25 protein-coding genes and 1 riboswitch are annotated in these 26,398 nt (G+C 46.0%); all 25 genes read left to right on the top strand.

What is annotated here, in order from left to right; genetic code table 11:
- The first annotated feature begins 97 nt into the window (after positions 1 to 97).
- Complete coding sequence (locus ACFTRD_RS17840; RefSeq protein WP_379382347.1) at positions 98 to 1,051, top strand: AraC family transcriptional regulator; 954 nt, start codon at positions 98 to 100, stop codon at positions 1,049 to 1,051.
- A 704-nt stretch (positions 1,052 to 1,755) separates the two neighbouring features.
- On the top strand, positions 1,756 to 2,412 hold the full coding sequence (locus tag ACFTRD_RS17835) for a stage V sporulation protein AA (RefSeq protein WP_379382345.1): 657 nt from the start codon (positions 1,756 to 1,758) through the stop codon (positions 2,410 to 2,412).
- A complete protein-coding gene (locus ACFTRD_RS17830) occupies positions 2,393 to 2,821 on the top strand; it encodes a stage V sporulation protein AB (protein ID WP_192268459.1) in 429 nt (142 codons plus the stop codon). Before ACFTRD_RS17835 ends, ACFTRD_RS17830 begins: the two co-directional genes overlap by 20 nt.
- Before the next feature lie 26 nt (positions 2,822 to 2,847).
- Positions 2,848 to 4,521, top strand: a complete 1,674-nt coding sequence (locus ACFTRD_RS17825) for a spore germination protein (protein WP_379382342.1) — start codon at positions 2,848 to 2,850, stop codon at positions 4,519 to 4,521.
- 103 nt (positions 4,522 to 4,624) lie between these two features.
- A complete protein-coding gene (gene lysA / locus ACFTRD_RS17820) occupies positions 4,625 to 5,956 on the top strand; it encodes a diaminopimelate decarboxylase (protein ID WP_379382340.1) in 1,332 nt (443 codons plus the stop codon).
- Positions 5,957 to 6,178: 222 nt separating this feature from the next.
- A complete protein-coding gene (locus ACFTRD_RS17815; protein WP_379382338.1) occupies positions 6,179 to 6,610 on the top strand; it encodes a peptidylprolyl isomerase in 432 nt (143 codons plus the stop codon).
- Between the two features lie 148 nt (positions 6,611 to 6,758).
- Positions 6,759 to 6,924: riboswitch (FMN riboswitch) on the top strand.
- A gap of 363 nt (positions 6,925 to 7,287) precedes the next feature.
- The gene (gene ribD / locus ACFTRD_RS17810) at positions 7,288 to 8,391 is read left to right on the top strand and encodes a bifunctional diaminohydroxyphosphoribosylaminopyrimidine deaminase/5-amino-6-(5-phosphoribosylamino)uracil reductase RibD (RefSeq protein WP_379382336.1); all 1,104 of its coding nucleotides are present in this window, start codon (positions 7,288 to 7,290) and stop codon (positions 8,389 to 8,391) included.
- A 40-nt stretch (positions 8,392 to 8,431) separates the two neighbouring features.
- Complete coding sequence (gene ribE, locus ACFTRD_RS17805; RefSeq protein WP_192268449.1) at positions 8,432 to 9,100, top strand: riboflavin synthase; 669 nt, start codon at positions 8,432 to 8,434, stop codon at positions 9,098 to 9,100.
- A gap of 51 nt (positions 9,101 to 9,151) precedes the next feature.
- Entirely contained in the window at positions 9,152 to 10,393 is a 1,242-nt protein-coding gene (locus tag ACFTRD_RS17800) for a bifunctional 3,4-dihydroxy-2-butanone-4-phosphate synthase/GTP cyclohydrolase II (protein ID WP_379382334.1), read from the top strand.
- An 87-nt stretch (positions 10,394 to 10,480) separates the two neighbouring features.
- A complete protein-coding gene (ribH, locus tag ACFTRD_RS17795; protein WP_024630943.1) occupies positions 10,481 to 10,948 on the top strand; it encodes a 6,7-dimethyl-8-ribityllumazine synthase in 468 nt (155 codons plus the stop codon).
- Between the two features lie 102 nt (positions 10,949 to 11,050).
- On the top strand, positions 11,051 to 11,851 hold the full coding sequence (locus tag ACFTRD_RS17790; RefSeq protein WP_062324409.1) for a segregation and condensation protein A: 801 nt from the start codon (positions 11,051 to 11,053) through the stop codon (positions 11,849 to 11,851).
- Positions 11,820 to 12,491: an SMC-Scp complex subunit ScpB gene (scpB, locus tag ACFTRD_RS17785; protein WP_379382331.1), complete on the top strand. Its 672-nt coding sequence runs from the start codon at positions 11,820 to 11,822 to the stop codon at positions 12,489 to 12,491. The genes ACFTRD_RS17790 and scpB overlap by 32 nt, the downstream gene beginning before the upstream one ends.
- Before the next feature lie 178 nt (positions 12,492 to 12,669).
- Positions 12,670 to 13,392, top strand: a complete 723-nt coding sequence (locus tag ACFTRD_RS17780; protein WP_379382329.1) for a DUF2953 domain-containing protein — start codon at positions 12,670 to 12,672, stop codon at positions 13,390 to 13,392.
- Positions 13,393 to 13,596: 204 nt separating this feature from the next.
- A complete protein-coding gene (ytfJ, locus tag ACFTRD_RS17775) occupies positions 13,597 to 14,079 on the top strand; it encodes a GerW family sporulation protein (protein WP_379382327.1) in 483 nt (160 codons plus the stop codon).
- 133 nt (positions 14,080 to 14,212) lie between these two features.
- On the top strand, positions 14,213 to 15,400 hold the full coding sequence (locus tag ACFTRD_RS17770) for a serine hydrolase (RefSeq protein ID WP_379382325.1): 1,188 nt from the start codon (positions 14,213 to 14,215) through the stop codon (positions 15,398 to 15,400).
- An 81-nt stretch (positions 15,401 to 15,481) separates the two neighbouring features.
- Complete coding sequence (locus tag ACFTRD_RS17765; RefSeq protein WP_379382323.1) at positions 15,482 to 16,108, top strand: nucleoside recognition domain-containing protein; 627 nt, start codon at positions 15,482 to 15,484, stop codon at positions 16,106 to 16,108.
- Between the two features lie 6 nt (positions 16,109 to 16,114).
- Positions 16,115 to 16,648 (top strand): spore maturation protein, encoded by a 534-nt coding sequence (locus tag ACFTRD_RS17760; RefSeq protein WP_024634049.1) that lies wholly within the window; start codon positions 16,115 to 16,117, stop codon positions 16,646 to 16,648.
- A gap of 64 nt (positions 16,649 to 16,712) precedes the next feature.
- Positions 16,713 to 17,531 (top strand): S1 family peptidase, encoded by an 819-nt coding sequence (locus ACFTRD_RS17755; protein WP_379382321.1) that lies wholly within the window; start codon positions 16,713 to 16,715, stop codon positions 17,529 to 17,531.
- Positions 17,532 to 17,750: 219 nt separating this feature from the next.
- Entirely contained in the window at positions 17,751 to 18,500 is a 750-nt protein-coding gene (locus tag ACFTRD_RS17750) for a pseudouridine synthase (protein WP_024634051.1), read from the top strand.
- A 131-nt stretch (positions 18,501 to 18,631) separates the two neighbouring features.
- The gene (locus tag ACFTRD_RS17745; protein WP_053784499.1) at positions 18,632 to 19,159 is read left to right on the top strand and encodes a redoxin domain-containing protein; all 528 of its coding nucleotides are present in this window, start codon (positions 18,632 to 18,634) and stop codon (positions 19,157 to 19,159) included.
- Between the two features lie 14 nt (positions 19,160 to 19,173).
- Positions 19,174 to 20,847, top strand: coding sequence for a cytochrome c biogenesis protein ResB (gene resB, locus ACFTRD_RS17740; RefSeq protein ID WP_379382318.1), 1,674 nt, complete (start codon positions 19,174 to 19,176; stop codon positions 20,845 to 20,847).
- Positions 20,844 to 22,106 carry a cytochrome c biogenesis protein CcsA gene (ccsA, locus tag ACFTRD_RS17735; RefSeq protein ID WP_379382316.1) on the top strand — a complete coding sequence of 421 codons (1,263 nt, stop codon included), beginning with the start codon at positions 20,844 to 20,846 and terminating at the stop codon, positions 22,104 to 22,106. Before resB ends, ccsA begins: the two co-directional genes overlap by 4 nt.
- A 150-nt stretch (positions 22,107 to 22,256) precedes the next feature.
- Complete coding sequence (locus tag ACFTRD_RS17730; protein WP_017687664.1) at positions 22,257 to 22,973, top strand: response regulator transcription factor; 717 nt, start codon at positions 22,257 to 22,259, stop codon at positions 22,971 to 22,973.
- Positions 22,974 to 23,028: 55 nt separating this feature from the next.
- Complete coding sequence (locus ACFTRD_RS17725) at positions 23,029 to 24,429, top strand: ATP-binding protein (protein ID WP_379383106.1); 1,401 nt, start codon at positions 23,029 to 23,031, stop codon at positions 24,427 to 24,429.
- Positions 24,430 to 24,623: 194 nt separating this feature from the next.
- Positions 24,624 to 26,398, top strand: a 1,775-nt coding sequence (locus ACFTRD_RS17720; protein WP_379382314.1) for a collagen-like repeat preface domain-containing protein, incomplete at its 3' end; no start/stop codon positions are given.

The raw sequence follows: 26,398 nt of genomic DNA, 5'->3' as shown, positions 1-26,398 counted from the left end.
CGCCTTAAATATAAGAATAGTGCTATATTAAGGTTAAATGCGCTACAATAATATCAAAATTGCATAAATAAATATAAATATATTGAGATGAGGACATATGGTAAAGACAGAATTTAGAATGGATCAAAACAGGAGAGAACTGACTGAGCATCGTACGGTTGCGGTACCTGTCGCTTGTTATAAAACAACAATTGTGAATAATGTCCATGGTTATATTCCACTTCACTGGCATGATGAATTGCAGTTCGTCCTGGTTGTGCAGGGTGAAGCTCTTTTTCGTGTCAATGAGCAGGAAATCGTTGTTCCTCAAGGGAATGGATTATTTATCAATAGTGGCTCCATGCATATGGCAGAAGACCATGGTAAGAACGAGAACAATCAATGTATTTATCTCTGTCTGAATGTGTCTCCCCATTTTGTTGTGCCTTCCGAGTTGTATGCAAAGTATGTTCATCCGTATGTTACAGCCACTAACTTCCCTTATCTCTATATTGAAGGCGGTATAGCCTGGGGGACTGAGGTTCTGCGCGCCATCCGTGAGATTAAAATGGAACTGGATGATCAACCCCCATATTACGAAATAAATGTAGCCTCACAATTACTGACGATATGGAAACATTTAAATATAGGAGGTTACAAGCTGGAATATGATACGTCCGAAAATATCAGAAGCAAACGAATGAAGGAGATGCTGGAATGGATTCACTTGCACTTTGATGACCCAATCCAATTGGAAGACATCGCAAGGGCAGGCCAGCTAAGCCGTTCGGAAACATGTCGTTACTTCAAGCAAATGTTGAAAACAACACCTATACAATATGTTATCGATTATCGCATCCAAAAGAGTGTAGAGCTGTTGCAACTCCAAGAACGCAGCATTACCGAGATTGCTTATGAAGTTGGTTTTAATAGCACCAGCTATTTTATTAATCAGTTTCGCAAAACCATGCAGATTACTCCATTGAGATACAGAAGGGAGATCAAGCCACGTGAAAAGGAGGGTATTGAATATGGAACAAAAAAAGGAGGGTACTTTTATCCGTTCTGCTGATGATCACGACTTTTGTTTTTGTGTACATGCGTTATTTCCATCCATTCTCCAAAGATATTGAAGTTCTACAAATGACCCATCCTTCCAAGATAAAAGCTTCACAGGAAGTCCTTACAGCGATGCGTAAGGCTTTTCCAAAGATGCCTGATCCCCGAAATTTCTTACCAGTCAATCCATAAAATCTTCTCTTCTCCATAAGTCGCTATATTAGCGATTTTTTTTGTTTCTGTTTTTAGTCATAAAAGAAATGTAATAGAGAAAAAGCGGTAATTAAGCCAGCTTATAAAATCTCCTACTGCCGCCTCCCAGCATATTTATTGCAGGCGTTTTGAAAAACGGAGAGCCATGCAGCGAAGGGATGGAATCGGATAAAAGGAGCGAAGCCTCGAAGGTATATTTAAATACACTACCAACGTAGGCGGCAGAATAAACCTGAAGAAGCGAAGCGTTCGCCTAAAAGCTTTCTGAAAGAAAGCTACTTCGAAAGCATACACTGTCTCCGAATTTCTACACTAGTAGAAATGAATCAAGAAAATTTGGAGACAACAGCGATCGGAAGGTTGGTCTGCTGAGAGCAACAGCGACCGACGGCCGATCCATCCCGAAGCGTCCGCAGGCTACCCAACCTTTTTCCAACCAGAATGTAATAAATTTGCACATTATTCAAATACTAACCTAAATTACGCAGTAAAGGAGTGTTTCGGATGTCCATGACACCCACTCCAACGGTCTACGTTCGCTTGCGCAGTCGTATTCGCATCCAGAGGGGGCGGGGCGTCAAGCTTGGGGATGTGGCTCATCTGCTAACCTCTCCAGAGGAACAGGAAGGGAGGCTGCTTGAGCTTGAACTGCTGCGCCCCGGACCGGAGGACGGAAATCTGATCCTCATTGACATACTACAGATTATTCCCCAGATCCGTATTGCTTTGCCTGGTGTCACTGTTGAATTAATCGGATCGGGACATACACTTGTTGAGGTGATTGCTGGAACTGGCAAGGCATCCATATCATTGTTCATTCTGGTATGGTTGCTGCTATTTTTCGGATCAGCCCTGACCATTATGAATTTTCATGCAGACGTAAACATGCAGGAAGTACAGATTCGAATCGTCGAAATGATTACAGGACGTCGGGATGAGCATCCCTATCTGTTCCAAGTGGCATATTCCATTGGGATTGGATTTGGTATGGCGGTGTTTTTCAATCATTTATTCAAGAAAAAATGGAATGAAGAACCTACCCCTTTGGAAGTGGAAATGTTCCTATATCAGCAAAATGTAGACAAATATGTGGTGATTGAAGAAACCGAACGTATGCATGAAGAGGAACGCAGGGAGATGAATGCGGATGAGCGTTCTTAATGGAGCGATCAGTATCGTGCTGGGTGTTGCGGGGGGAGTCGCCGTAGGAAGCGGTGTGATCGCGCTTATTCTCGTGCTCGATATGATCCCCAGATTGGCGCAGCTAACACGTTCCTATGATAAAACCCATTGGTATGAAGGGGCATTGATTGGCGGTTCGCTGATCGGTACCGTTGCGGATTTCTGGCATTGGAAAGTGCATGGCGTGTTGCTGCTCAGCCCGATCATTGGATTGTTTTGCGGTGTGTTCATCGGTCTGCTCGCTGCCGCACTCACGGAGGTATTGAATGTGCTGCCTGTACTCGCGAAACGTTTGGGCATGAAATCTTATTTATTCGGACTATTGCTCGCCATGATTTTGGGCAAGATGACAGGTTCGCTATTTGACTTTTTTGTATATCAGCGTTAGAACGTGAGGCCGAAGGAGGATGGGAAATGGATGTAAGATCGGACAACAACGGACATAATTCCGACGAATCAGAATCAGCATCTGAAGAGATGTTGAATAAATCGCCTAATGAAATCCATAAAGAGAAAGAACAGAAGGCATATGAGAAAAAGAAGCAAAATGAAATGTCCGACAGTATTGAAGAATCGATAAAATATTGGCAGGAAAACGATGATATCTCCCCGAGCATGAGTGAAAACAAATATACGCTGCAGCAAGTATTGGGTCTTGGTGAATCCTTCGATGTCAATATGAGAGAAATGGTTATGGGCGGAAAGCATGTGGGATTGCTGTTATTAACCGGTTTTGCGAAAGATGAGATTCTGCTTGAAGTGTTAAAACGGTTAACCTATCTTACACCAGACCAGGTATCAGGACATGCACTAAAGTCATATTTTGATTGTTACATCCCTCATATACAGGTTGAGCGAGTGGAAAAAATGAGCGCTGTAATCAACAAGGTCCTCACGGGTATGAGCGCTTTGTTTGTTGAAGGGGATCGTTCCGTTATTATTATGGATACGCGCAGTTATCCAGTGCGTTCACCGGAGGAACCTTCGCTGGAACGAGTGGTGCGCGGCTCTAGAGACGGTTTTACCGAGACACTTCTGACCAACGTTGCGTTAGTACGTCGGAGAATAAGAGACCCTGGATTAAAATTCGAAATTATGCAGGTCGGTCGGAGATCTCAAACGGATGTCTGCGTCGTGTATATAGATGATATCGTGGATAAAGTTCAGGTGGATTCGGTTCGCGAGAAAATTAAACGAGTGAATATCGACGGCATTCCTGCTGCTGATAAGCAACTTGAAGAAGCGATCATTAACAAGGGCTGGCACCCATATCCGTTGGTTCGTTATTCGGAGCGGCCGGATGTGACGGCTTCTCATCTGATAGAAGGGCGAGTTGTTATCTTTGTAGATACTTCACCCAGTGTGATGATTCTGCCCACGACTTTTTTTGACCTGTGTGAACATGCAGAAGAGAACAGACAGACCGCCTTTATGGGAACCTATTTGCGCTGGGTACGTTTTGGGGGCATTTTGATTTCGCTTTTCTTGTTACCTTTGTGGTTATTGATGGTGATTGATCCGGGGATCAAGCCGGCTGGAATGGAGTTCATCGGTCCTCATGAGAATGCCAAGCTTCCGCTGATTCTACAGTTCCTGCTCATTGAGTTCGGGGTCGATTTATTGCGGATGGCGGCTGTTCATACCCCCACACCACTCGCTTCGGCCATGGGCTTGATTGCCGCCATTCTGGTCGGTGATATCGCTGTGAAAACAGGTTATTTTGTGAATGAAGTTGTACTTTACATGGCTATAGCTGCGATTGGCATGTTTGCAACTCCCAGTTATGAGCTTGGTTTGGCGAATCGGCTAGTCAGGTTGTTTTTGCTAGTGGTAGTAGCGATATTCAAGGTTCCTGGATTCGTTGTTGGAACCACGTTCATTATAGTGGCCCTTACGTTGCATCGCTCGTACAACTCTTCTTATCTCTGGCCATTCATACCGTTTAATGCAAAGGCATTGGGTAACTTTTTGTTTCGTATGCCACTGTTGGAAAATAAAAAACGTCCATCAATCAACAAAACGCGTGACAATACCAAAATGGACGATGACCCTGACGGAGAATTGCGAAAAAGTAAAAAACACAAATGATCAGCTGAAAAATCCATTCTTCTCATTCACTAATTTGATATACTGGTGTAAAATCATTGGAATAACAGCTGTTCCAGTATATAAAAAGTGAGGAATGCAGAATATGTATTTACATGGTACAAGTAAAATAAATGCGCAAGGACATTTGGAAATTGGTGGCGTGGATACAACGGATTTGAAAGAACAATTCGGAACTCCACTCTACGTGGTGGACGAGCAACTGGTTCGCGAGCGCTGCAGAGAGTACATGGAAGCATTCCGTGCTTCCGGACTGGGCTTTCAAGTTGCTTATGCAAGTAAAGCATTCTGCGTAATGGCCATGTGTGCTCTTGCTGCGGAAGAAGGACTTTCATTGGATGTTGTATCCGATGGTGAATTATTCACTGCACTGCAAGCTGGCTTCCCGGCAGAGCGTATTCACTTCCATGGCAACAACAAAACACTGGAAGAAATTGAAATGGCGCTTGATGCGGAGATTGGATGCTTTGTTGTTGATAACTTCAATGAATTGCATCTGTTGCAAGCTGTAGCAGCGGACAAAAATCGTAAAGTAAACATTTTGCTTCGTGTGACGCCTGGTGTTGAGGCCCATACGCATGAATATATCTCCACAGGACAAACCGATTCGAAATTTGGATTCGATATCGGGAACGGAACTGCATTCGAAGCGATTGAACTTGCTTCCAAGCAGTCGAACTTAGTTTTACTCGGTGTGCATTCACACATCGGATCACAAATTTTCGAAGTTGAAGGTTTCCAGATGGCAGTTCAACGCGTTGCTGAATTTGCAGCAGCGGTGTATGAGCGTCTTAACGTTGCATTCAAAGTGGTTAATCTGGGCGGCGGCTTTGGTATTCGCTATATTGATGGAGATACTCCGCTTGAAGTTTCACAATACGTAAAAGCCATCACCGATGCGGTTAAAAATCATTTTGCCCAAATCGGCTATGCCGTACCTGAGATCTGGGTTGAACCAGGCCGCAGCATCGTGGGTGAAGCGGGAACAACACTCTACACCGTTGGAACAAGCAAAGACATTCCAGGGGTTCGTAAATACGTGGCTGTTGATGGCGGGATGACAGATAATCCGCGTCCGGCACTGTATGAGTCCAAATATGAAGCAGTACTTGCCAATCGTGCGAATGAGGCTGCTCATGAAACGGTATCGGTTGCTGGTAAATGCTGTGAGAGCGGCGATATGCTGATCTGGGATCTGGAACTGCCCAAAGTACAAAGCGGCGATCTGCTCGCAGTAGCTTGCACAGGCGCGTACAATTACTCCATGGCAAGCAACTACAACCGGATTCGTCGTCCGGCAGTAGTATTTGTCAAAGACGGTCAAGGGGATGTTGTGGTACGCCGTGAGACGTATCAGGACATTATCCAGAATGACCTCGTTCCTGAGCGTATTGCTAAGCAGCCTGTAACTCGTTAATTCGAGAACGATGCTGAATTGTTAATAAAGAAGACAAAAAAGGAGCGCTCCTTTTTTGTCTTCTTTGCATCTATAAGGGTGGATTTCGAAAAAAATCTTGCTGATTATTTTGCGATCCATCCATTTTCGGTGTACACTAAGAAAAGTGCTATAAAGCTTGGCCCAGGGTCAATGCGTTCTGGCACCATTAACGATGGTCAATACGAAAGGAGTCATTTACATATGGCGAAACAAGCGAAAATCAAAATGGCAAACGGCGGAGAAGTTGTAATCGATCTGTTCGATCAAGAAGCTCCAAACACAGTAGCAAACTTTGAGAAGCTGGCAAACTCCGGTTTCTACAATGGTCTTGTATTCCACCGCGTTATTCCGGGCTTCGTTGCTCAGGGCGGATGCCCTAACGGTACCGGTGCAGGTGGCCCAGGCTACACAATCAACTGTGAGATCAACCCGAACAAACATGAGCGCGGAACATTGGCTATGGCACATGCAGGCCGTAACACAGGCGGAAGCCAGTTCTACATCTGCTACCAACCGCAACCACATTTGGATGGTCAACATACTGTATTTGGTAAAGTAACCAAAGGTATGGAGTTCGTAGATGCTTTTGAAGGTAAAGACAAAATGGAGACTGTTGAAGTTGTAGAAGCTTAATCAGGATCTCTGTAAGGAAACCGTTTCGCTTTGGCGAGACGGTTTTTTATTACACTTAAGCTTATTAAAAGTTAGTATGTGACAAAAAGGAACAAAAAATAATTGATTTTTTGGCATTAAAGTGCTAACATCCAATTAATAACGAAAGCGAATCCTTCAGGGCAGGGTGTAATTCCCTACCGGCGGTGATGCAGTCGTGTGAGGATGTCAATCCAGCACGAAGTGCAAAGTCCGTGACCTGTCTGCCTGTGGCAGATGGCTGATCTGGTGTAATTCCAGAACCGACAGTATAGTCTGGATGGGAGAAGGAGAGGGTGCAGTCCTAACGGGCCGCATTCCGCAGTATTGTTGCTGTACAGTTTTTGACGAATTCATTTTCTGTACAGGGAGAAATCCGGTTACATTCGGAAATCTTCATACATATGCCACATCATAGAAGCTCTTTACCTGTAAATGAAGTTCATTAAGGTATGTGTCTGCTTTCACTTGCCTGAAATGAAGTTTTTGGGCGAAGTGTTGTTGGTACTGTATCAATAGTATTGCTGATGACACATGTCTCTCATCATCCCCATCGAACGGATTGTTCGACGGGGATTTTTTATTAGATATGGAACATGCCTCTCAGTTGGAAGGGAGGTCAATACAATAACTCAGATTTTAACCGTGGGGTGAACGGATTGGAAATGATTAATGATGAATTTTATATGGCGCTGGCGTTGGATATGGCAGAACGGGCACAAGGACAGACAGGAATAAATCCGGTTGTAGGTTGTGTCGTTGTGAAAGAGGGGCGTATCGTAGGCCTGGGAAGTCACCTGAAACGGGGGACGGGCCATGCAGAGGTACATGCACTGAATATGGCGGGCAGCGATGCTGAAGGCAGTACAGTGTATGTTACACTCGAACCTTGCAGTCACTATGGCAAGACCCCTCCTTGCAGCGAACGTCTCATTCACGAGAAAGTGAAACGTGTCATTGTATGCTGTGAAGATCCGAATCCGCAAGTTTCCGGCAGAGGCATCAGCATGCTGCGCCAACAAGGGATTGAAGTTGAAGTGGGTGTCCTCCGTGAGCGCGGCAGACGGATGAATGAAAAATTCATTAAATACATTACAACAGGTCTTCCCTTTGTAACTTTAAAGACGGCTACTACTCTTGATGGCAAAATCGCTACTCGTAGCGGTGACAGCAAATGGATCTCTAACGAGCCGGCACGCGAGATTGTGCATGCTCTACGTCATCGTCATCAAGGAATTATGGTTGGTGTGGAAACTGTAATTGCTGACAATCCGGAGCTGACCACTCGTCTGCAGGTGGAAGGGATCAGCCCGGTGCGGATCGTTGTGGATTCCAAGCTGCGTCTGCCTGTAGGCTCCAAAATGGTTAAGGATGGTCTTGTACCAACTTGGGTGCTTACAACGGATGAAGCGAGCACTGAAGCAGCTGAGCGTTTGGAAGCATACGGTGTGGAGATTATACGTTGTGGTCCTGGACCGCGTGTAGATTTGCTGAGTGCACTCAGCAAGCTCGGTGAACGTGAGATTGGTTCAATCCTGCTTGAAGGCGGAGGCACACTGAATGGTGCTATGTTGGAAGCTCGGTTGGTAGACCGACTGCTTATGTTCATTGCTCCGAAAATTGTCGGAGGATACGATACACCAGGCAGTTTCCGCTTCGAGGGTGTGGAGCGCATGAGTCAGGCCATTCAACTGCATCAGCTGGAAATTGAGCAAGTTGGAGATAATATCAGCATTGGCGGAATTCCGGTGTGGCCAGAATAAATACATTTATGTTAACGAAATAAATAAAGGAGGCGGCAGCATGTTTACCGGTTTGGTGGAAGAAGTCGGTCAGATCCGGCGCATAGGTCGGAAAGGCGAAGCGATGGTCCTGAATATCGGAGCTTCCGCCATCATGAATGACTTGAAGATTGGCGATAGTGTGTCTGTAAACGGGGTATGCTTAACTGCAACAACCCTGGAGGCCGGGGGATTTACAGCTGATGTAATGCCCGAGACATACCGCCATACCAATCTTAGTCAATTGCAATCCGGCAACAAAGTCAATTTGGAGCGAGCCATGCTGTCTGGTGGACGTTTTGGCGGACATATCGTTCAGGGTCATGTAGATGGCACTGGCGTTATTGGCAGCATTACACGTGACCAGAATGCGATTGTTTTCGAGATCAAACCTGATGATACGCAATTGTTTAAATATCTGATACCCAAAGGGTCCGTAACCCTGGATGGAATTAGTCTAACAGTTGTGCATACTTCACAGACTGCATTCACTGTGTCCATTATTCCACATACCATTGGTGAAACGGTATTAAATGTCAAAAAGACGGGTGATACCATCAATATTGAGTGTGATATTCTGGGCAAATATGTGGATCATCTGCTGCATTACGGTAAGGGACATCAGGAGACTGGTGCAGGCAAGCCGAAAAGTATCAGTGAGGATTTCCTAGCTAATCACGGATTTGCTTAACTAATTGTTTGAATACAAATATAATTTGAAATGGAAACTGGAGGGGGACTTATGTCAGGAGAACAATCCATTCTGAACCCTATAGAAGAAGCGATCTACGATTTAATGCGGGGGAAACCTGTCATTGTGGTAGATGATGAGGACCGGGAGAATGAAGGCGATTTTATCGCTTTGGCCGAGAAGGCTACACCGGAAGTAATCAATTTTATGATTACCGAAGGCAGAGGATTGGTATGTGTTCCCATCACGCAGCAGCGTGCGGACGAACTTAATTTGAAACCAATGGTTCAACAAAATACGGACTTTCATGGAACGGCATTCACCGTTTCGGTAGATCATAAAGATACGACAACGGGCATCTCGGCACATGAACGTTCCATAACAGTGAAGGGTTTGATCGATCCAGAAGCGAAAAGTGGAGATTTCCGCAAGCCGGGGCATATGTTCCCGCTTATCGCGAAAGATGGGGGTGTCCTGCGGCGTGCCGGACACACGGAAGCGGCTGTGGATCTCGCTATTATGTGCGGCTCATACCCGGCCGGTGTCATCTGTGAAGTGATTAAGGAAGATGGTACGATGGCCAGACTTCCAGATCTTCAGGAGATTGCGCGTAAACATGATCTGAAGCTCATAAGTATTCAGGACATGATTCGTTACCGGAATGAAAAGGAAAAGCTTGTTCAACGCGAAGTCGCTGTGCGTATGCCTACGGATATTGGCGAATTCCAAGCGGTAGCCTATACCAATGCGGTGGATAACAAAGAGCACGTAGCTTTGGTTAAAGGAGAGATTGACGGTTCGAAGCCTGTGTTGGTCCGCGTGCACTCCGAATGTCTGACAGGGGATGTATTCCATTCTCATCGTTGTGACTGTGGTCCGCAGTTCGATGCAGCCCTCAAACAGATCCATGAAGAAGGTAATGGCGTTCTGCTCTACATGAGACAGGAGGGCCGTGGCATTGGATTGATCAACAAACTCAAAGCCTACAAGTTGCAAGAAGAAGGTCTGGACACTGTAGATGCCAATCTGAAGCTTGGATTTGCTGCTGATCTTCGTGATTACGGCATTGGTGCCCAAATCCTCAAGGATCTTGGTGTTCGCCAAATCCGGTTATTAACCAACAACCCGCGCAAAATTAAAGGGCTTGAAGGCTACGGGCTGGAAGTGGTAGAACGAGTACCGATTCAGATGCAAGAGAACGAGGATAATACGGCCTACTTGCATACGAAGCAGGCGAAGCTTGGTCATATGTTGAAATTCGACGATATCGAGCAGAATGAAGAAAAAAACTGAGTGGCTGTTCTGAAGTAAAATAAGGTGAAATATTTTGCCGAAGATCAGCTACGTACATCATATAATACGATTAGGGAGATGACATGAATGCCACACTTTTTTGAAGGACATTTGGTTTCGGAAGGATTAAAATATGGAGTTGTCGTGGGTCGGTTTAACGAATTCATTACAAGCAAATTGCTTAGTGGAGCATTGGATGCGTTCAAACGTCACGGTGTACAAGATGATGAAGTGGATGTAGCCTGGGTTCCAGGTGCCTTTGAAATCCCGTTGATTGCACAAAAAATGGCTGAAAGTGGAAAATACGATGCGGTCATTACGCTCGGTACGGTGATCCGTGGTTCTACGACACATTATGATTATGTGTGCAATGAGATGGCTAAGGGTGTAGCCGCAATTAACCTGAAAACAGGCGTGCCTACCATCTTTGGTCTAGTTACCACAGAGAATATTGAACAGGCCATTGAGCGTGCTGGGACAAAGGCAGGAAATAAAGGCTGGGATGCAGCTACTGCCGCTATTGAAATGGCAAACTTGACGAAACAGCTAAAATAGTGCTTATTTAATATAGTGCCCTGCTCTGCGCAGACGAAAACGGGAGACCGGATTCGGCGGCTTAGCGGGGGTTTTTATTTTTCTGGCGGGAGGATTCGTCTAGTGACGGTAGTGACATACAAACTGGAGACTTTTGAAGGGCCTTTGGATCTGCTGCTTCATTTGATCGATAAGGCAGAGATTCATATCCAGGATATTCCCATCAGCGATATTACCGATCAATATATGGCGTATCTGCATTCGATGCAGGAATTGGAGCTGGATATTACGAGTGAATTTCTGGTAATGGCGGCAACACTTCTGTCGATCAAGAGCAAACTTTTACTGCCCAAGCCACCGGTAATCGAGGACTTTGAGGATTATGCTTATATGGAAGAAGAAGATTATGACCCACGTGCTGAGCTGATTGCACGTCTGATTGAATATCGCAAATACAAGGGAATTGCGCGTCATTTACATGAGCGGGAGTGGGAACGCAGCCTTATTTTTTCCAAAGAGCCCGAGGATTTGCGACCGTATATGCCCGTAGAAGCACAATCTAATCCGGTGGAAGGGTTGCATACCTCGGATCTGATTGCTGCATTTCAGAAGGCGCTGCGCAAGGCGGAGAAGCGGACAACCGTTACCCGGATCCACCGGGATGAAATATCGGTTAAGGATCGCATCCGTGATGTCATCGGCGCTTTGGAAAGCATGGGGCCAGGAGGCAGACTGTTATTTTCAAAACTGTTGGATAACCAGATCTATCGGCATGAGATTGTTGTCACATTTCTGGCGGTGCTGGAGCTGATGAAGATGAAGCAGATTGTCTGTTATCAGGAGCGGATGTTTGAGGATATTGTTATGGAGTGGAGAGGGGAAACAAAGAATCATGGATTTTCCGAAATTGAAATCGATTATTGAAGGCCTGTTGTTTTTGTCCGGAGAAGAAGGTCTGAGCATCAAACAAATTGCCGAAATCGTAGATCAGCGGGTGGAGTTGGTGTCCGACGCGATTGAGGAAATGATCGCTGAATTTGCCAACCAGGGGAGAGGCGTGCAAATTCTTAAAATTGCAGGGGTTGTGCAGTTGGGTACCTTGCCGGAGCATGCGACGTATTTTGAGAAATTGGCATACTCACCTGCACGTACCTCCCTATCCCAGGCCGCACTAGAGACACTTGCGATTGTAGCGTATCGTCAACCGATCACGCGGGTAGAGATTGAGGAGATCCGTGGAGTGAAGTCAGAACGCGCCATCCACACGCTTGTGAACAAGGATTTGATTCAGGAAGTGGGACGCGCTGAGGCGATTGGACGCCCAATTCTATATGGAACAACCAAATCATTCCTGGATTACTTCGGTTTGGCTTCACTCAAAGATCTGCCCGAGCCGGGCTTGTTTGAAGATTCCGAGAATCTGGAGGAAGAGACACAGTTGCTCTTTGAAAAGCTGGATGTGCAGCCTGTGGAATTGGATCTGGAACATACAAATCTGGATGACAATGAAAGTACGGAGGATATGCACGATATCAACATTGAAGATGATTCCATTAATTCATAATATTGATTTAAATGATAACCGGTACCCTAAAGGGGAGCCGGTTTTTTTGTTGTCTTTTCGAATAGTTGATTGGGTATGTCGGAAGATAGAATGGAATTTTCAGGTCGGACGTGAATTTTTTCCTATATAGAGTGTCATACTAGACATGATAAGAATTGAGGGCTTGGAGGTAAGGCCTGTGTGGATTTGGCTTGGAGGAATCGGCTTGTTGATCGCACTGCTGCTTGCCGCAGTCCTCATCTCGTATGTTCATGTGCATTTTACATTCAGTAAACAGAATCATGATGATTATGCCAAAATTACGATTCGTATGTTCTATGGCATTGTACGTATCAACTATGAAATTCCCAGCATCGTCTTTCGTAATTGGAAGGAAGGATTTCTGGTAAAAACAGAACAGCGAATGAATCATTCAAGAGGAGAGTCTCAGGGTAGCGAGCGTGTCAACAAACGAAAAGTTGAAAAATGGACAAAAAATGTAAAAGTCATGCTTCGGGCAACGGATGCACTGAAGCTCTGGGTCAAGCAAACGCTCACTCGTGTGCATGTGACTCATATGTTCTGGTCAACTCGTGTGGGCGTGGGCGATGCAGCGTACACGGCTATTCTCATTGGGTGGGTGTGGAGTATCAAGTCGAGCATAATTGGATATTTGTCTTATCAAATCCATTTTGAACGAACACCAGTCCTGCAGGTTGTGCCGGTGTGGGAAGATGATATGGAGTTTCAAACCGAACTGGATTGGAAAATGAAAATTCGAATTACAGCGCTTTTGATTGCAGGATTTATGTTGTTAACCCGTGTACTGCAAGTGGAGGGAGGATGGCGTATGTGGTTCAAACTTTTGCAGGAACAACGGCGCAGACGCAAGAAAAAGCTGAGAAGACATCATACCAAATAGGATGTTTAGAAGGCGGGTGTCCTCTTTTTATACAGTCACAAAGATGAGTATAAGGTTGCCAACCACCAACACCGGAATGTGACAAGTTCTTGCCCCGTGATTTTGGCTAGATTCGAGAAATACTCACTTACATAACTCCCTTCAAGTTTGGGGATGATATGGTTAGATCAAACCTAGCTTATAATGAAACTGGAGGGGATTTAAATGTCAGATCATCCAATTCAAGGCTTAATGGAAACCGCAATGGAAAATATCAAGGCCATGGTGGATGTCAATACAATCGTGGGCGATGCGGTAGAAACACCTGACGGTACCGTCATTCTGCCAATCAGTAAAGTAGGATTCGGATTTGCTGCAGGTGGCAGTGATTTTCATGTAAATGATGGAGGAAGCAGCAAAGCGAGTGCTGGAAGCGCCACTGAGCATGCCAGCTCTGCGTCGGTTGCTTCTCCATTCGGAGGCGGTAGTGGGGGCGGCGTATCTATTCGTCCTATTGCGTTCCTGGTGGTTGGAAAACAAGGTGTTCACATTGTGCCGCTTGACAATTCAACGCATCTGTTCGAGAAACTGATTGATTCCACACCATATGTGATGGACAGAATTCAGGACATGTTCCGCAATCGTAATACGGAACAACCTTCGGAGTCCGGTATACCTGTCACACCTAATCCTTCAACGTTCAGCTAAATGATTCGCTCAAAATCCCTTCCGCAGTGAATGTGCGAAAGGGATTTTTGCTGTTTTCTTGCACTGGGACATACTTCGGGTTGTCCAGACATAAGCTAGTACAAGATTCCAAGTGACCCGGAGGAATGAATTGATGCGAAAATTAATGAAATTTGTGGCATGTATGCTTGTACCTTTGTTTCTGTTTCCTTCATTTAGGCTCGCAGAAGCCCAAGGAACCATACCGGGGCCCTCAACTCATGCGCAAAGCGCTGCTCTCATTGATGTGACGTCGGGCCGGATTTTGTACAGCAAAGATGGGGACAAAGAACTCAGAATTGCCAGCCTGACCAAAATCATGACGGCCATTGTAGCGATTGAACACGGTAAATTGGATGACAAAGTAAAAGTGACTTCTTCGGCCTTTGCCAAAGAAGGGTCTTCTCTCTATCTCAAACTGGGCGAAGTAATGACGCTTGAAAACATGTTATATGGTTTAATGCTTCGATCAGGCAACGATGCGGCCTCGGCAATTGCTGAACATGTCGGTGGATCTGAAGAAGGTTTTGTACTCTTAATGAACAAGAAGGCAGAGCAAATGGGTCTGACCCATTCCCATTTTATGAATCCTCATGGACTTGACGCCGACGGTCATTACTCCACCGCCAATGATCTGGCACGCTTAACAGCATATGCGCTCAAGAATCCGGTTTTCAAACGAATTGTAGCGACGGAGAACAAGAAGGCTCCAAATCCGAATGAAAGCTGGGAGTATTCCTGGCAAAACAAAAATAAAATGCTGCGGCTTTACGAAGGAGCCGATGGGGTGAAGACCGGGTATACCAAAAAGGCGTTCCGTTGTTTGGTCAGCTCTGCAACACGCGATGGACAACAGCTTGCTGCGGTAACCTTGAACGATGGCGATGACTGGAATGATCATGCGCGTATGCTGGATTTTGGTTTTGAAAACTTCCCTTTGGTGGAAATTGCAAAAAAGGAACAGCCTGTACAAAACACGGATGTGGTCACAGGCCGCGGGTTCATCTATCCTTTGGCGAAGAGTGAGACATCCTCATTGACGAAAAAGCTTATTTTACTCGAAAATCGTATTCAGGAAGGTTCAGAGGCAGATGCCAAACCGACAGATCCTTCTTTTGGACTGGCTGGCAGAATTGATATGCAGCTTGACGGGAAACTTGTGGGCTCCATCCCTGTATACCACAAGGGAAGTTATATTCCGCCGGAACCGAAGACAGAGGATTCAACATGGGGCGGAATTGCCGATGTTTCCTCGTGGGCGGCGGCCTGGCGCGCGGTATTAAGTCATCTGTTATCTCCATAAATCCAAATTGCCGAAAAAATTGAATGCTAAGTTTGTTCCTCTGAAACAAACAGATATTGAAGTTGAGGGGAGGGTTATCTTTTGATTAATCTTATCTGGCTTATTATGATCGTAACGGGATTTGTTTTTGCTGCAGCACAGGGGAAAATTGAAATCGTTACCCAGGCGGCTTTTGATGGAGCGGCAACCGGAGTAACCGTATGTTTTGGGCTGATCAGTGTGCTCGTGTTCTGGATGGGGATGATGAAAATGGCTGAAGATGCGGGGCTGCTGGGCCGGATTGCGAAGCTGCTGGGTCCGGTCGTCGGCTATTTGTTTCCCGATGTTCCGCGGAATCATCCAGCCATGGGCTACATTTTATCCAATATGAGTGCCAATCTGCTTGGCCTCGGCAATGCGGCTACCCCAATGGGGATCAAAGCCATGCAGCAACTGCAGGAATTGAATCCGGATAAACAAACGGCGTCCCCTGCCATGTGTACCTTACTGGCATTGAATACAGCGAGTATCACCATTATTCCAACAACCCTGATAGCCATTCGGCTCAATTATCATTCCGCAAATGCTACGGAAATTGTAGGGACAACACTGATGGCAACGATTGTCGCGACATTTGCAGCCATCGTTGCTGATCGTTGGTACCGCAACAGGGCACTTCACAGACCGCCGCGTGTACATAAAAGTGACAATCCCGCTATGAAAGGATGAGTAGCGTTGTTAACCTTCATCAACTGGATTTCCGTCTGGGCCATTCCGGTTATTATCGCGTTTGTACCATTATATGCGTTCACCAAAAAGGTCCCGGTCTACGAATCCTTTGTTGATGGGGCCAAAGATGGATTTTCCACGGCAATTAGCATTATTCCTCATCTGGTAGGCATGATGGTCGCGATTAGTGTATTTCGGGCTTCCGGTGCACTGGATTATGTGATTAGTCTGATCGCTCCACTCGTGTCCTGGATGGGGGTTCCGGGAGAAGTATTGCCGCTTGGCATTTTGCGTCCCTTGACCGGGACAGGCTCACTTGCTTTTACGACAGATCTGATCAAGACCTATGGTCCTGACTCTATGATTGGCCGCATGGCTTCCACGATTCAAGGGAGTACGGATACAACTCTATATGTATTGACTGTTTATTTTGGAGCAGTAGGCATTCGTAATGGCCGCTATGCCCTCAAAGTCGGGTTGTTTTCTGATGTGGTTGGTTTCATTGCTGCCTTGGTCATTTGTTTAATTGTATTTGGATAAAAAAGTTGCCCTTTCCTTCCGATATATGAATTATGCTAGAATAATAGCGGAGGAGAGTGGGAACATGCAAAAGAGTTGGAAACAAATGCTCCGCTTTGGAATGTCAGGTATGCTTGCTATTGCGTTGCTAGGAGGACAGACGGGGCTGGCCGCGGCTCAAGCCGTTAATACGATTCATTTTACGGGTTATTTCGATAAACAATTGCGTGCTCAACTGGCCGTTTCTGCGGATTCTTTCCCCGTTGTGAACGTACGTCTGGAGAAACAGGATGAACCCGATACAGTATATTATGATGTGGGTACCTCAATACTGATCTCCAAGGATGAAGTGCTCACTAACTATCATGTCGTTCAGGATATTGCTGAACTGTCTGACGGGGACATAGGAACACTGACTGTAGCGAGCCCAGGTCAACTGGATGAGCCTGTGAAGGCCAAAATCATCAAAACAGATCCGGTGACGGATATGGCATTGCTCAAACTGGACAAAGCAATCGATGCACAACCCGTGACGTTCGCGAATAGCAAGGATAACCAAATTGTCTATACAATTGGATTTCCCAAAAATCCTGCTGGGGAACTCGTACTGTTGGACGAGGAGTTTCCTGCAACCTACAATACGATAGCCAAGAGCCGAGTATTTAATTCACAAGATTCAGACGTCCCAGGCAAGAAGGGCATTGGCAGTATCGTAAAATCGGTGGCACAAGGCAATTCAGGTGGCCCAGTTCTGGATCAGAACAATCAGGTTGTTGGCATGATGACCTTTGTATACGGAGGACGCACTTATTTTATTACTTCCAAAACGCTGCAATCCTTCATTAAAGAGAGCGCAGTACCTGCCAAAAAACAGGTCGTTGTAGCCGGCAAAGTAGCCAGTTAACCTTATTCGTTTTAGTGGTTACATATGATTGAAAGTGAAAGGTTCACCTTGACGCTTCCTGTTATATACAGGCAGTGAAAAGGTGAGCTTTTTGGTCTGAATTCATAGCTAAACACAGGTCAAAAGGCGTTTTCAGCCACTGCGTTTACAAAATCGATGGATTATCCTTGTGATTTTCGGCCTTGATGGGTATCATTAGTGTGAGGTGACATGACAAACATGGAAAGATTACAAAAAATTATCGCACAGGCAGGCATTGCATCCCGCCGCAAGAGCGAGGAACTGATCCTGTCCGGCAAAGTAGAAGTTAACGGGGAGGTCGTAACCGAACTGGGTACGAAAGCGAACCCCGAAGAGGATATGATTACGGTTAATGGAAAACCGATCCGCAGTGAAAAGAAAGTGTACATGATGTTGAACAAGCCGAAAGGTGTTATCACAAGTGCTTCAGACCCGGAAGGCCGGAAAATTGTATCCGACTATCTTAAAGGTGTCAAAGAACGCGTTTATCCTGTTGGTCGTCTGGATTATGACACGGAAGGCTTGCTGATTTTGACGAATGATGGAGAGTTTGCTCATTTGCTGACGCATCCAAAGCATCATGTACCGAAGACGTACCTAGCAACCGTTAAAGGGGTTCCGCATGGTACAGCCCTGGAGAAATTAAAGACAGGCATTATGCTGGATGACGGTATGACAGCTCCTGCAGAAGTCGAATACAAGGATGTGGATACGGCAGGGAATGAAGCCGTAATTTCCATCACAATTTACGAAGGGCGTAACCGTCAGGTTAGACGTATGTTCGAGGCGATTAACCATCCGGTAACACGTCTGAAACGGATCTCGTTCGGTGGCATTTTGCTGCAAAACCTGAAACGTGGACTCACACGCAATCTGACCAAAGAGGAAGTCAACAACCTAATTACCCTCGCAAAATCAGAACCCGCCAAAAAAATGAAAAAAAGGTAATGTGAGGACACATAATCTTCATAAAACCGCCGCAGTTTTGTGACGAAATTCGCTATAATTGTTCATAGGATGTTCACAGTTGTCCGAGACGGTTATATCTGAATGATAGTTACTTAAAAGGGGAGCAGCACATGGGGAAATCAAGAAGAGCGGTGCAAATCGTTATTTTGTTATTGATCCTGGTGTTGGGCGGATATGCGATTACTACATCGGTATCCGGCTCGAATGGCAAACCGAAAGAAGGAGACAAAGCTCCTTCTTTCGAACTGCTGGGCCTGGATGGTCAAGTTCATACGTCTGAGGAGTACAAAGGCAAAGCCATGGTGATCAACTTCTGGGGAACATGGTGTGAGCCTTGTGTCAAAGAGATGCCTGCACTTCAAGCGCAAGCGGACAAATGGAAGGACCAGGGTGTGCAATTTGTTGGTATCAATGTAGGTGAAGACCAGATGACCGTGGAAAATTTTGTGCAACAGGTGGGCGTAACGTTTCCAATTATGCTTGACCGGGACAAAAATTCGATCCGGGATTTCGGCATATCTCCAATGCCAACCACATTTTTTGTCTCCGACACGGGTAAAATCTCCACCATTCATATCGGTCAACTTGACTTGGACACACTTGACGCTCAAATTTCACAACTGGCGAAGCAGCCCTGACAGGAGGTCTAGTCGTGTTTCAGAATACGAAGTGTGAGTGCGGACACCAGAATCCGGTAGGCACCGTGCTGTGTGAAGCATGCGGCAAGCCGCTGCTGGAGGCTGAGGTTAAATCGGATGAATTACTTGAAATGCGCTATGATGGTATGGCGCGGCGTTCGCAGCGTAGTAATCCCAAAATCATCGACCGCATATGGAACTTTTTTTCGTCGGTCAAAATTGCCGTATACATGATTGTATTGACACTTGTTGGTTCCATGCTCGGCACGGTCTATCCACAAGAAAGTACCTTTCTTAATATTGATCCATCCGTTTATTACAAGGACACATACGGTCAGTTGGGTCATATCTATTATCTGCTGGGTCTGTCCCATACATATGAGTCATGGTGGTTTATTTTGCTGCTGGTCCTGATCGGTGCTTCACTTGTCATTTGCAGTCTTGACCGGGTACTTCCGCTATACAAAGCACTGAATAAACAAAAAATACGGAAACACTTGCAGTTTCTTACACGCCAGCGTCTGGTGTACCAAGGCCCTATTGAAGAGGCTCCAGAAGACTGGATCAAGAAAGCGGTTACGCCGCTTAAAAAGAAAGGATATCGTGTACACACCGAGGGTGCTGCATTGCTGGCCGAAAAACAGCGATTCAGTCGCTGGGGGCCGTATGTTATCCATATCGGACTGATTATTTTTCTACTGGCAGTACTTGCACGGGGGCTTCCTGGCCTGAATCTGGATGAACATGTTGCATTTCCTGAAGGGGAGATCAAGAAAATCCCCAATACATCCATGTATCTAAAGAATGAACAGTTCAACGTAGAGTTTTACACAGAAGATGAAGTGCCTGAACAATTTCGTAACTTGAACAAAACGGTTCCAAAACTGTTCGAAACCAAAGTGGTTTTGTACGAATGTACTGCAGATTGTTCAGACCCTTCAAAGAAACCTCAATTGTCCGAGGTGGCCAGGCATGACGTTCAAGTGAACCATCCATTGAATTATAACGGATTGAAAGCGTATCAGTTTGATTATGATCTGACGCCAACGATCCGTTCGGTAACACCTGATCTGGTCAATACCAAGACGGGTGAGCGGTATGGTTCCATCCAAATTGATATGGTGGATACGCAGCGAACGTTCGAAGCTGGAGCCTATAGTTTGACAGTCAAAGAAAAATATATGGATTTTGCATTGGATGATAATGGACAACCCAAATCAAAGTCCCCTTCGCCTAATGCGCCTGCCTTTCTATTTAACATCAAAGGACCGGATTTGCCCGAAAATGGCATGCAGTATTTGTATTTTGCAAAGCAGGTGGACAAACAGCGTTTTCAACAGGATGCGATTAATACACAGCTGAATGGAGGAGAAATTCCTCTGCAGTTGGAAGTGGACAGTATGGACAAGGTTGATATCATTCAATCCGTGAGTTACCTCAATATACGTATCGATAAGGCCATGCCTTTTGTATGGATCGGGGCTGGAATCGTAATGTTGGGTCTGGTTATGGGCTTTTACTGGCACCATCGACGCATTTGGATTCGGATAGATGCTGGACAGCTTACCTTGGGCGGACATACCAACAAAAACTGGTTTGGCTTCAGACGTGAAGTTGCAGCTGTGTTGAAACAGTTGAATGTGGAAGTGGATGAGAAGTCGTTGGATAACGGGGGGAACCAAGCATGAGTTTATTGGATTTCAGCAGCGACGCATTTATCGTATCTTTTTTTCTATATTGTGCTGCATTTATGTTATATGGCGTTGCCGTTATGGGAAAGAAATGGAGTAATCGCGATCCTCAGGCTCATCTAGATCGTTGGGGAAAGCGGGCCTTTATCGCTTCAACTTTTGCATTGGCTGCACATCTTATCTTTTTTGGCACTCGCTGGGCGGGTGCAGGCCATATACCGGTAAGTAATATGTATGAGTTTATGAGTTTTCTATCCATGATGATTATGGTGGCATTTATTGTAGTTTACGCAATTTATCGTAAATCCTTGCTGGGATTATTCGCATTGCCTCTTACGATCATAATTATGGCATATGCCGCCGTATTTCCTCAGGAAGTGCAGCCACTGATTCCTGCTTTGCAGTCGATTTGGCTCAAGATTCACGTGACTTTGGCCGCCTTTGGAGAAGCATTCTTCGCCGTAGGTTTTGCAGCTGGGTTCATGTATTTGTTGCGTACCGTCGACTTTAGTGGCAAGGACAAATCTTCCAGACGCCAGCGTGGATGGGTTGAATTCACGATGATTACAATTGTGGTAGTCGTCGGTTTTATCGGAATTGTATTTGCTTTCCGTGCTTCCGGATATGAGGCGGTTTTTGTACAGAAAACCACTAGCATTGACACAGAGGTACAGGAAAATAGTACAATAGAGAAAGTGGTTTATCGCATGCCTCCCATTTTCGCACCTTATAATAGCGAAGTGGAAAGTATCAAACCGTTTCTTGGCATGAAGGAACCTTTGCTTGAAACGCCTTCCTGGATGAATGGAGTTAATGCCGGGCGTAAACTGAATACAGTAGTCTGGTCATTGATTGTAGGGCTGATTCTGTACGGTCTTATTCGTTTAATCGTAAGAAAACCGCTTGGGCAAGCACTACAACCGATGCTGGATGGTATTGATGCCGATGATCTGGATGAAATTAGTTATCGCGCAATTGCTATCGGGTTTCCTATATTTACGCTGGGTGCATTGATTTTTGCCATGATTTGGGCCCAGATTGCCTGGAGCCGCTTCTGGGGCTGGGATCCCAAAGAAGTGTGGGCACTGATAACATGGTTATATTATAGTGTGTATCTGCATTTGCGCTTGTCCAGAGGCTGGCAGGGCCGCAAGTCTGCTTGGCTGGCTGTGCTTGGATTCTTGGTCGTTATGTTTACGCTCGTGGGTGTGAATTTAATCATCGCAGGGTTGCATTCTTACGCCGGGGCAGACTAGGGTAGGACGTTTTGTTTTCGTGAAGTTCCGGAGAGAGATCCATGAAACATATGTGAAAGCCCCTTCTTTCAATAGGGGCTTTCAAATATTGTTCGCCAGATCGAACATAATAGAAGTAATGAGGAGTTATTGCAAAGGGGCTGGAGTGGAATGGCTGAACATGAGAACCGTATACTGGTTGTGGATGACGAGGAGAGAATCCGCCGACTTTTGAAAATGTATCTCGAAAAAGAAGGTTATGAAATTGATGAAGCGGAAGACGGGGAAACTGCGCTGCGAAAAGCAACTGCGGGTGACTATGGTTTGATTTTGCTTGATGTAATGTTACCGGGTATGGACGGCGTTGAAGTATGTACACGTCTGCGTCAGGTAAAATCAACGCCGGTGTTGATGCTTACTGCAAAAGGCGAAGAAATTAACCGCGTTCAGGGCTTCGAAGTTGGGGCAGATGATTATGTAGTTAAGCCGTTCAGTCCGCGTGAAGTAATTTACCGGGTGAAGGCGATTTTGCGCCGATCTTCAGCGACAGCCTACCTTTCGAAAGAGAGTAATTCGAGTAACAATATTGTATTTCCGCATTTGGTCATTGAACATGACGCTCACCGGGTGACTGCGGGTGGAGAAGAGATTAGTCTTACGCCTAAGGAATATGAACTGTTGCATTACCTTGCGACATCACCAGACAAAGTTTTCTCCCGGGAAGAACTGCTCAAGGATGTATGGAACTATGAATTCTTTGGTGATCTTCGTACTGTAGATACGCATGTGAAGCGTCTTCGTGAGAAGCTAAACAAAGTATCGCCTGAATCAGCGGCGATGATTACGACAGTGTGGGGTGTGGGTTATAAACTGGAAGTACCGAAATAGTTTCAATTTCTGGAGATCGCTGGTCGGGAAGTTATGGATCACCATTATTTGCCTTGTGGGCTGTGTACTCATAGCGCTGGGTCTTTTTTTGCTGCCGTATATTGATACAAATTTTGCTGAGTCTGAGTCTAGAGATATCAAGCGTTTGTTCACATATGTTTGTATTATCGGTTTCAGCCTGACGACCTTCTTTGCGTTGTTTCTTTTTACGAAAATTACGCAACCGATGCAGCAGTTAATCCAGGCAGCGAATGCCATACGTAAAGGAAATTACGGTACGCGTCTCTCCCTTGTGACGAGTGATGAGATCGGTGAATTGGGAAATACTTTTAATCATATGGCTGCACAGTTGGAAGATAATATCCGCAATCTTAACCATGAGAAGGAACATTTGGCGAGTGTTCTCAGAAGTATGACTGATGCAGTAGTTACATTCGACGGTGAGGGCAAAGTGATTCTGACCAATCCGCCTGGAGAGAAAATCATGCAGGCATGGTGTGATCTTGACTGGGCGCAGCAGATGGGTGAAGGAAATGAATCGGACAGTTCGGCTAGCTCTTCACGGGAAGTGCCCGAACCGCTCGTTCCGTTGTTCAAAGCGGTCATGGAACAAGGCAGGGATCAGAACTCTAACGTGCATGTGCAACAGGGAGTCTGGTCTGTTCAGATGGCGCCTTTATATGCTGATAGTGTCGTACGAGGTGCTGTAGCCGTGCTTCGTGATGTAACGGAAGAAGTGCGATTGGAGAAAATGCGTCGTGATTTTGTCGCAAACGTATCTCACGAAATACGAACTCCACTATCTATGATGCAAGGATATAGTGAAGCTCTTTTGGATGGAATGGCGGCTTCTCCAGAAGAAAGCGAAGAGTTAATTCAAGTTATTCATGATGAGTCTTTACGTATGGGCAGATTGGTTAAGGATCTGCTTGATCTTGCCCGAATGGAAGCGGGACATACGGATATGGCCGTAAAGGAAGTTGACCTGGTTGAGCTGCTTGAACGGGTATACAGGAAGTTCTCCGTACGGTCTAAGGAACAGGATATTCATCTTCGGTTTGAATGCAGACAGTCTTCCATTGAACTTCACCAGGCCGATGAAGATCGGCTTGAACAGGTGTTTACGAATTTGCTGGATAATGCATTCCGGCACACACCGTCGGGCAAAAATGTTGTCATATCAGCAGAATTCTTAACAGATCTGCGGACACCTGCAGCTAAAGTGATTGTAAAAGATGAAGGGGTAGGCATTCCATCTTCGGATCTGCCATTCATCTTTGAACGATTCTACAAAGCGGATAAGGCTCGTGTTCGAGGGGAAAGTGTCGGTACAGGACTGGGTCTGGCGATTGTGAAAAATATTGTGGATGCGCATCACGGCACCATTAATGTCAACAGTGTACTTGGTGAAGGTACGGAGTTTATTTTACAATTTCCTGTGGATTCCTCGAAATAGCCCGATTTCATACAAAAAGTGCGAAAGCACCCTCCTGTGGAGGGTGCTTTTTTGTTGAACAGTACCGTTTAATCTTGTTCAACGTGGAACATAAGAAGTCACTTTTATTTGCATAAAAAAGTGTCCAAGATAATTTTGCCTCCTATGTAACATAAGTTTAAAAACAAGGAAGTAAAAGGAGGATTGGATTTCGCATGCCTGATGAAAGAAAACGGGTTAATATTAAGGCTTTTCTGGAAGGAAGATCATTTCGAGCGGGATCACTGTTTATTCCAATAACATCCAGTGAAGTGGAGCAGTTTCAGTCTATTTTGAGCTCTCTCACTGTGACTATTCCGGTCGCGGTCAGCCAGCCTACTGCGGCCCATATTTTGGCTTTACAAAACAGTTTACGGAATTTACTCCTTTTCGTTAATACCACCAGTTTTCGTCCTGGGGTGAAAGCAGAGCTGCAATCTGTGTTGGAACTCACAATTGCAGGTTCTGAAGTTGTGCCGGTAGCGGTCATCAATTTGGCGGGTAAATTACAAAATCTACTAGATGATTTATTAAGCGTCACATTGCTTCTGGAAGTTCCATCTGACGAAAAAGATAAACTGGTCGGATTGATTCGATCCATATCTGTATCTTTAAGTCGTGCCACAAGTTCGTTTGGTACACCCGGAGCCCCTGGCCCTCCAGGTCCACCGGGAGTGCCAGGAGTTCCAGGTGTACCCGGGGTGCCAGGTCCAGCCGGGCCAGGAGGGACAGCTGGACCCGTAGGTCCTGTAGGTCCCCAAGGCGTACCAGGTCCGCAGGGGTTGCCAGGAGTTGGACTGTATGATATTTCCGTTTTTGATCCAGCTCAGTCTCTTGGCTATGTACAAGGTCAAGTGATTTCGTATTATGGTAGTCTTTATGCTGTAAATGTGAATGGACCCACGGGTGTACCCGGCAGTTCTCCAGACTATATGCTGTTTTTGGCAGGCGGAACAACCGGGGCAACAGGGACAGGGTTAACGGGCTCGGTACCGTTTGACCCTGCGGTAGCACCAACCTATCCAGCGGGTCAAGTCGTAACGTTCAATGGTAATACCTATACTACAAATGTGGCTTCTCCAACAGGAACCCCGGGCTCATCACCGGATTATACATTGCTTGCAGGTGCAGGAGCTACGGGTACAACTGGAGCCACAGGAGTTAGTGTAACGGGGAGTACAGGAGCGACAGGTGAGCCGGGAGTAACCGGGACAACTGGCATAGGTTTAAGTGGTATAGTACCGTTTGACCCGGCAGTAGATCAGACGTATCCAGTCGGTCAGGTGGTAACATTCAACGGCAGTACGTACATTACGGATGTGGAGTCGCCAACAGGAACTCCGGGCATTTCCGCGGATTACACATTACTTGCCGGAGCAGGAGCAACGGGAGCGACAGGAGCAACTGGGATTGGTGTAAGGGGGATTACAGGTGATACTGGTGATACTGGTGTAACTGGAGCCACTGGAGTACCAGGAAGTACAGGTGCAACAGGTATTGGTGTGACAGGAAATACGGGTGCGACTGGGAATACAGGGGGAACCGGTGCAACGGGTGCCGGCCTTACAGGAGTTGTATCGTTTGACCCAGTAGTAGCCCCAACGTATCCAACCGGCCAGGTGGTAACATTCAACGGCAGTACGTATATTGCAAATGTAGCATCGCCAACCGGGACCCCAAGCACATCGCCGGATTACACGTTACTTGCCGGAGCAGGAGCCACAGGTGCCACAGGAGTGACCGGTGCAACTGGGGTAACCGGAGATACAGGAGTCACGGGAGCCACTGGCGTTGGTGTAACCGGAAGTACAGGAGCCACAGGTACGACAGGAGTGACCGGTGCGACTGGTGTCACTGGAGATACGGGAGCTACAGGAGCCACCGGTGTTGGTGTAAGTGGAAGTACAGGCGCAACAGGAGTGACGGGGTCAACTGGGGTAACCGGAGAACG

It is taken from the genome of Paenibacillus sp. NPDC056933, from assembly GCF_042674385.1.
Lineage (GTDB): Bacteria > Bacillota > Bacilli > Paenibacillales > Paenibacillaceae > Paenibacillus.
Note: the sequence above shows the minus strand (reverse complement) of the source record. Positions and strands in the feature narration are given on the sequence as shown.

What these genes read in the sequence shown, in the direction of transcription:
- ACFTRD_RS17840 (WP_379382347.1), top strand. Translation starts at nt 98, where the DNA reads ATGGTAAAGACAGAATTTAGAATGGATCAAAACAGGAGAGAACTGACT.
- ACFTRD_RS17835 (WP_379382345.1), top strand. Translation starts at nt 1,756, where the DNA reads ATGTCCATGACACCCACTCCAACGGTCTACGTTCGCTTGCGCAGTCGT.
- ACFTRD_RS17830 (WP_192268459.1), top strand. Translation starts at nt 2,393, where the DNA reads ATGCGGATGAGCGTTCTTAATGGAGCGATCAGTATCGTGCTGGGTGTT.
- ACFTRD_RS17825 (WP_379382342.1), top strand. Translation starts at nt 2,848, where the DNA reads ATGGATGTAAGATCGGACAACAACGGACATAATTCCGACGAATCAGAA.
- lysA (WP_379382340.1), top strand. Translation starts at nt 4,625, where the DNA reads ATGTATTTACATGGTACAAGTAAAATAAATGCGCAAGGACATTTGGAA.
- ACFTRD_RS17815 (WP_379382338.1), top strand. Translation starts at nt 6,179, where the DNA reads ATGGCGAAACAAGCGAAAATCAAAATGGCAAACGGCGGAGAAGTTGTA.
- ribE (WP_192268449.1), top strand. Translation starts at nt 8,432, where the DNA reads ATGTTTACCGGTTTGGTGGAAGAAGTCGGTCAGATCCGGCGCATAGGT.
- ACFTRD_RS17800 (WP_379382334.1), top strand. Translation starts at nt 9,152, where the DNA reads ATGTCAGGAGAACAATCCATTCTGAACCCTATAGAAGAAGCGATCTAC.
- ribH (WP_024630943.1), top strand. Translation starts at nt 10,481, where the DNA reads ATGCCACACTTTTTTGAAGGACATTTGGTTTCGGAAGGATTAAAATAT.
- scpB (WP_379382331.1), top strand. Translation starts at nt 11,820, where the DNA reads ATGGATTTTCCGAAATTGAAATCGATTATTGAAGGCCTGTTGTTTTTG.
- ytfJ (WP_379382327.1), top strand. Translation starts at nt 13,597, where the DNA reads ATGTCAGATCATCCAATTCAAGGCTTAATGGAAACCGCAATGGAAAAT.
- ACFTRD_RS17770 (WP_379382325.1), top strand. Translation starts at nt 14,213, where the DNA reads ATGCGAAAATTAATGAAATTTGTGGCATGTATGCTTGTACCTTTGTTT.
- ACFTRD_RS17755 (WP_379382321.1), top strand. Translation starts at nt 16,713, where the DNA reads ATGCAAAAGAGTTGGAAACAAATGCTCCGCTTTGGAATGTCAGGTATG.
- ACFTRD_RS17750 (WP_024634051.1), top strand. Translation starts at nt 17,751, where the DNA reads ATGGAAAGATTACAAAAAATTATCGCACAGGCAGGCATTGCATCCCGC.
- ACFTRD_RS17745 (WP_053784499.1), top strand. Translation starts at nt 18,632, where the DNA reads ATGGGGAAATCAAGAAGAGCGGTGCAAATCGTTATTTTGTTATTGATC.
- ccsA (WP_379382316.1), top strand. Translation starts at nt 20,844, where the DNA reads ATGAGTTTATTGGATTTCAGCAGCGACGCATTTATCGTATCTTTTTTT.
- ACFTRD_RS17730 (WP_017687664.1), top strand. Translation starts at nt 22,257, where the DNA reads ATGGCTGAACATGAGAACCGTATACTGGTTGTGGATGACGAGGAGAGA.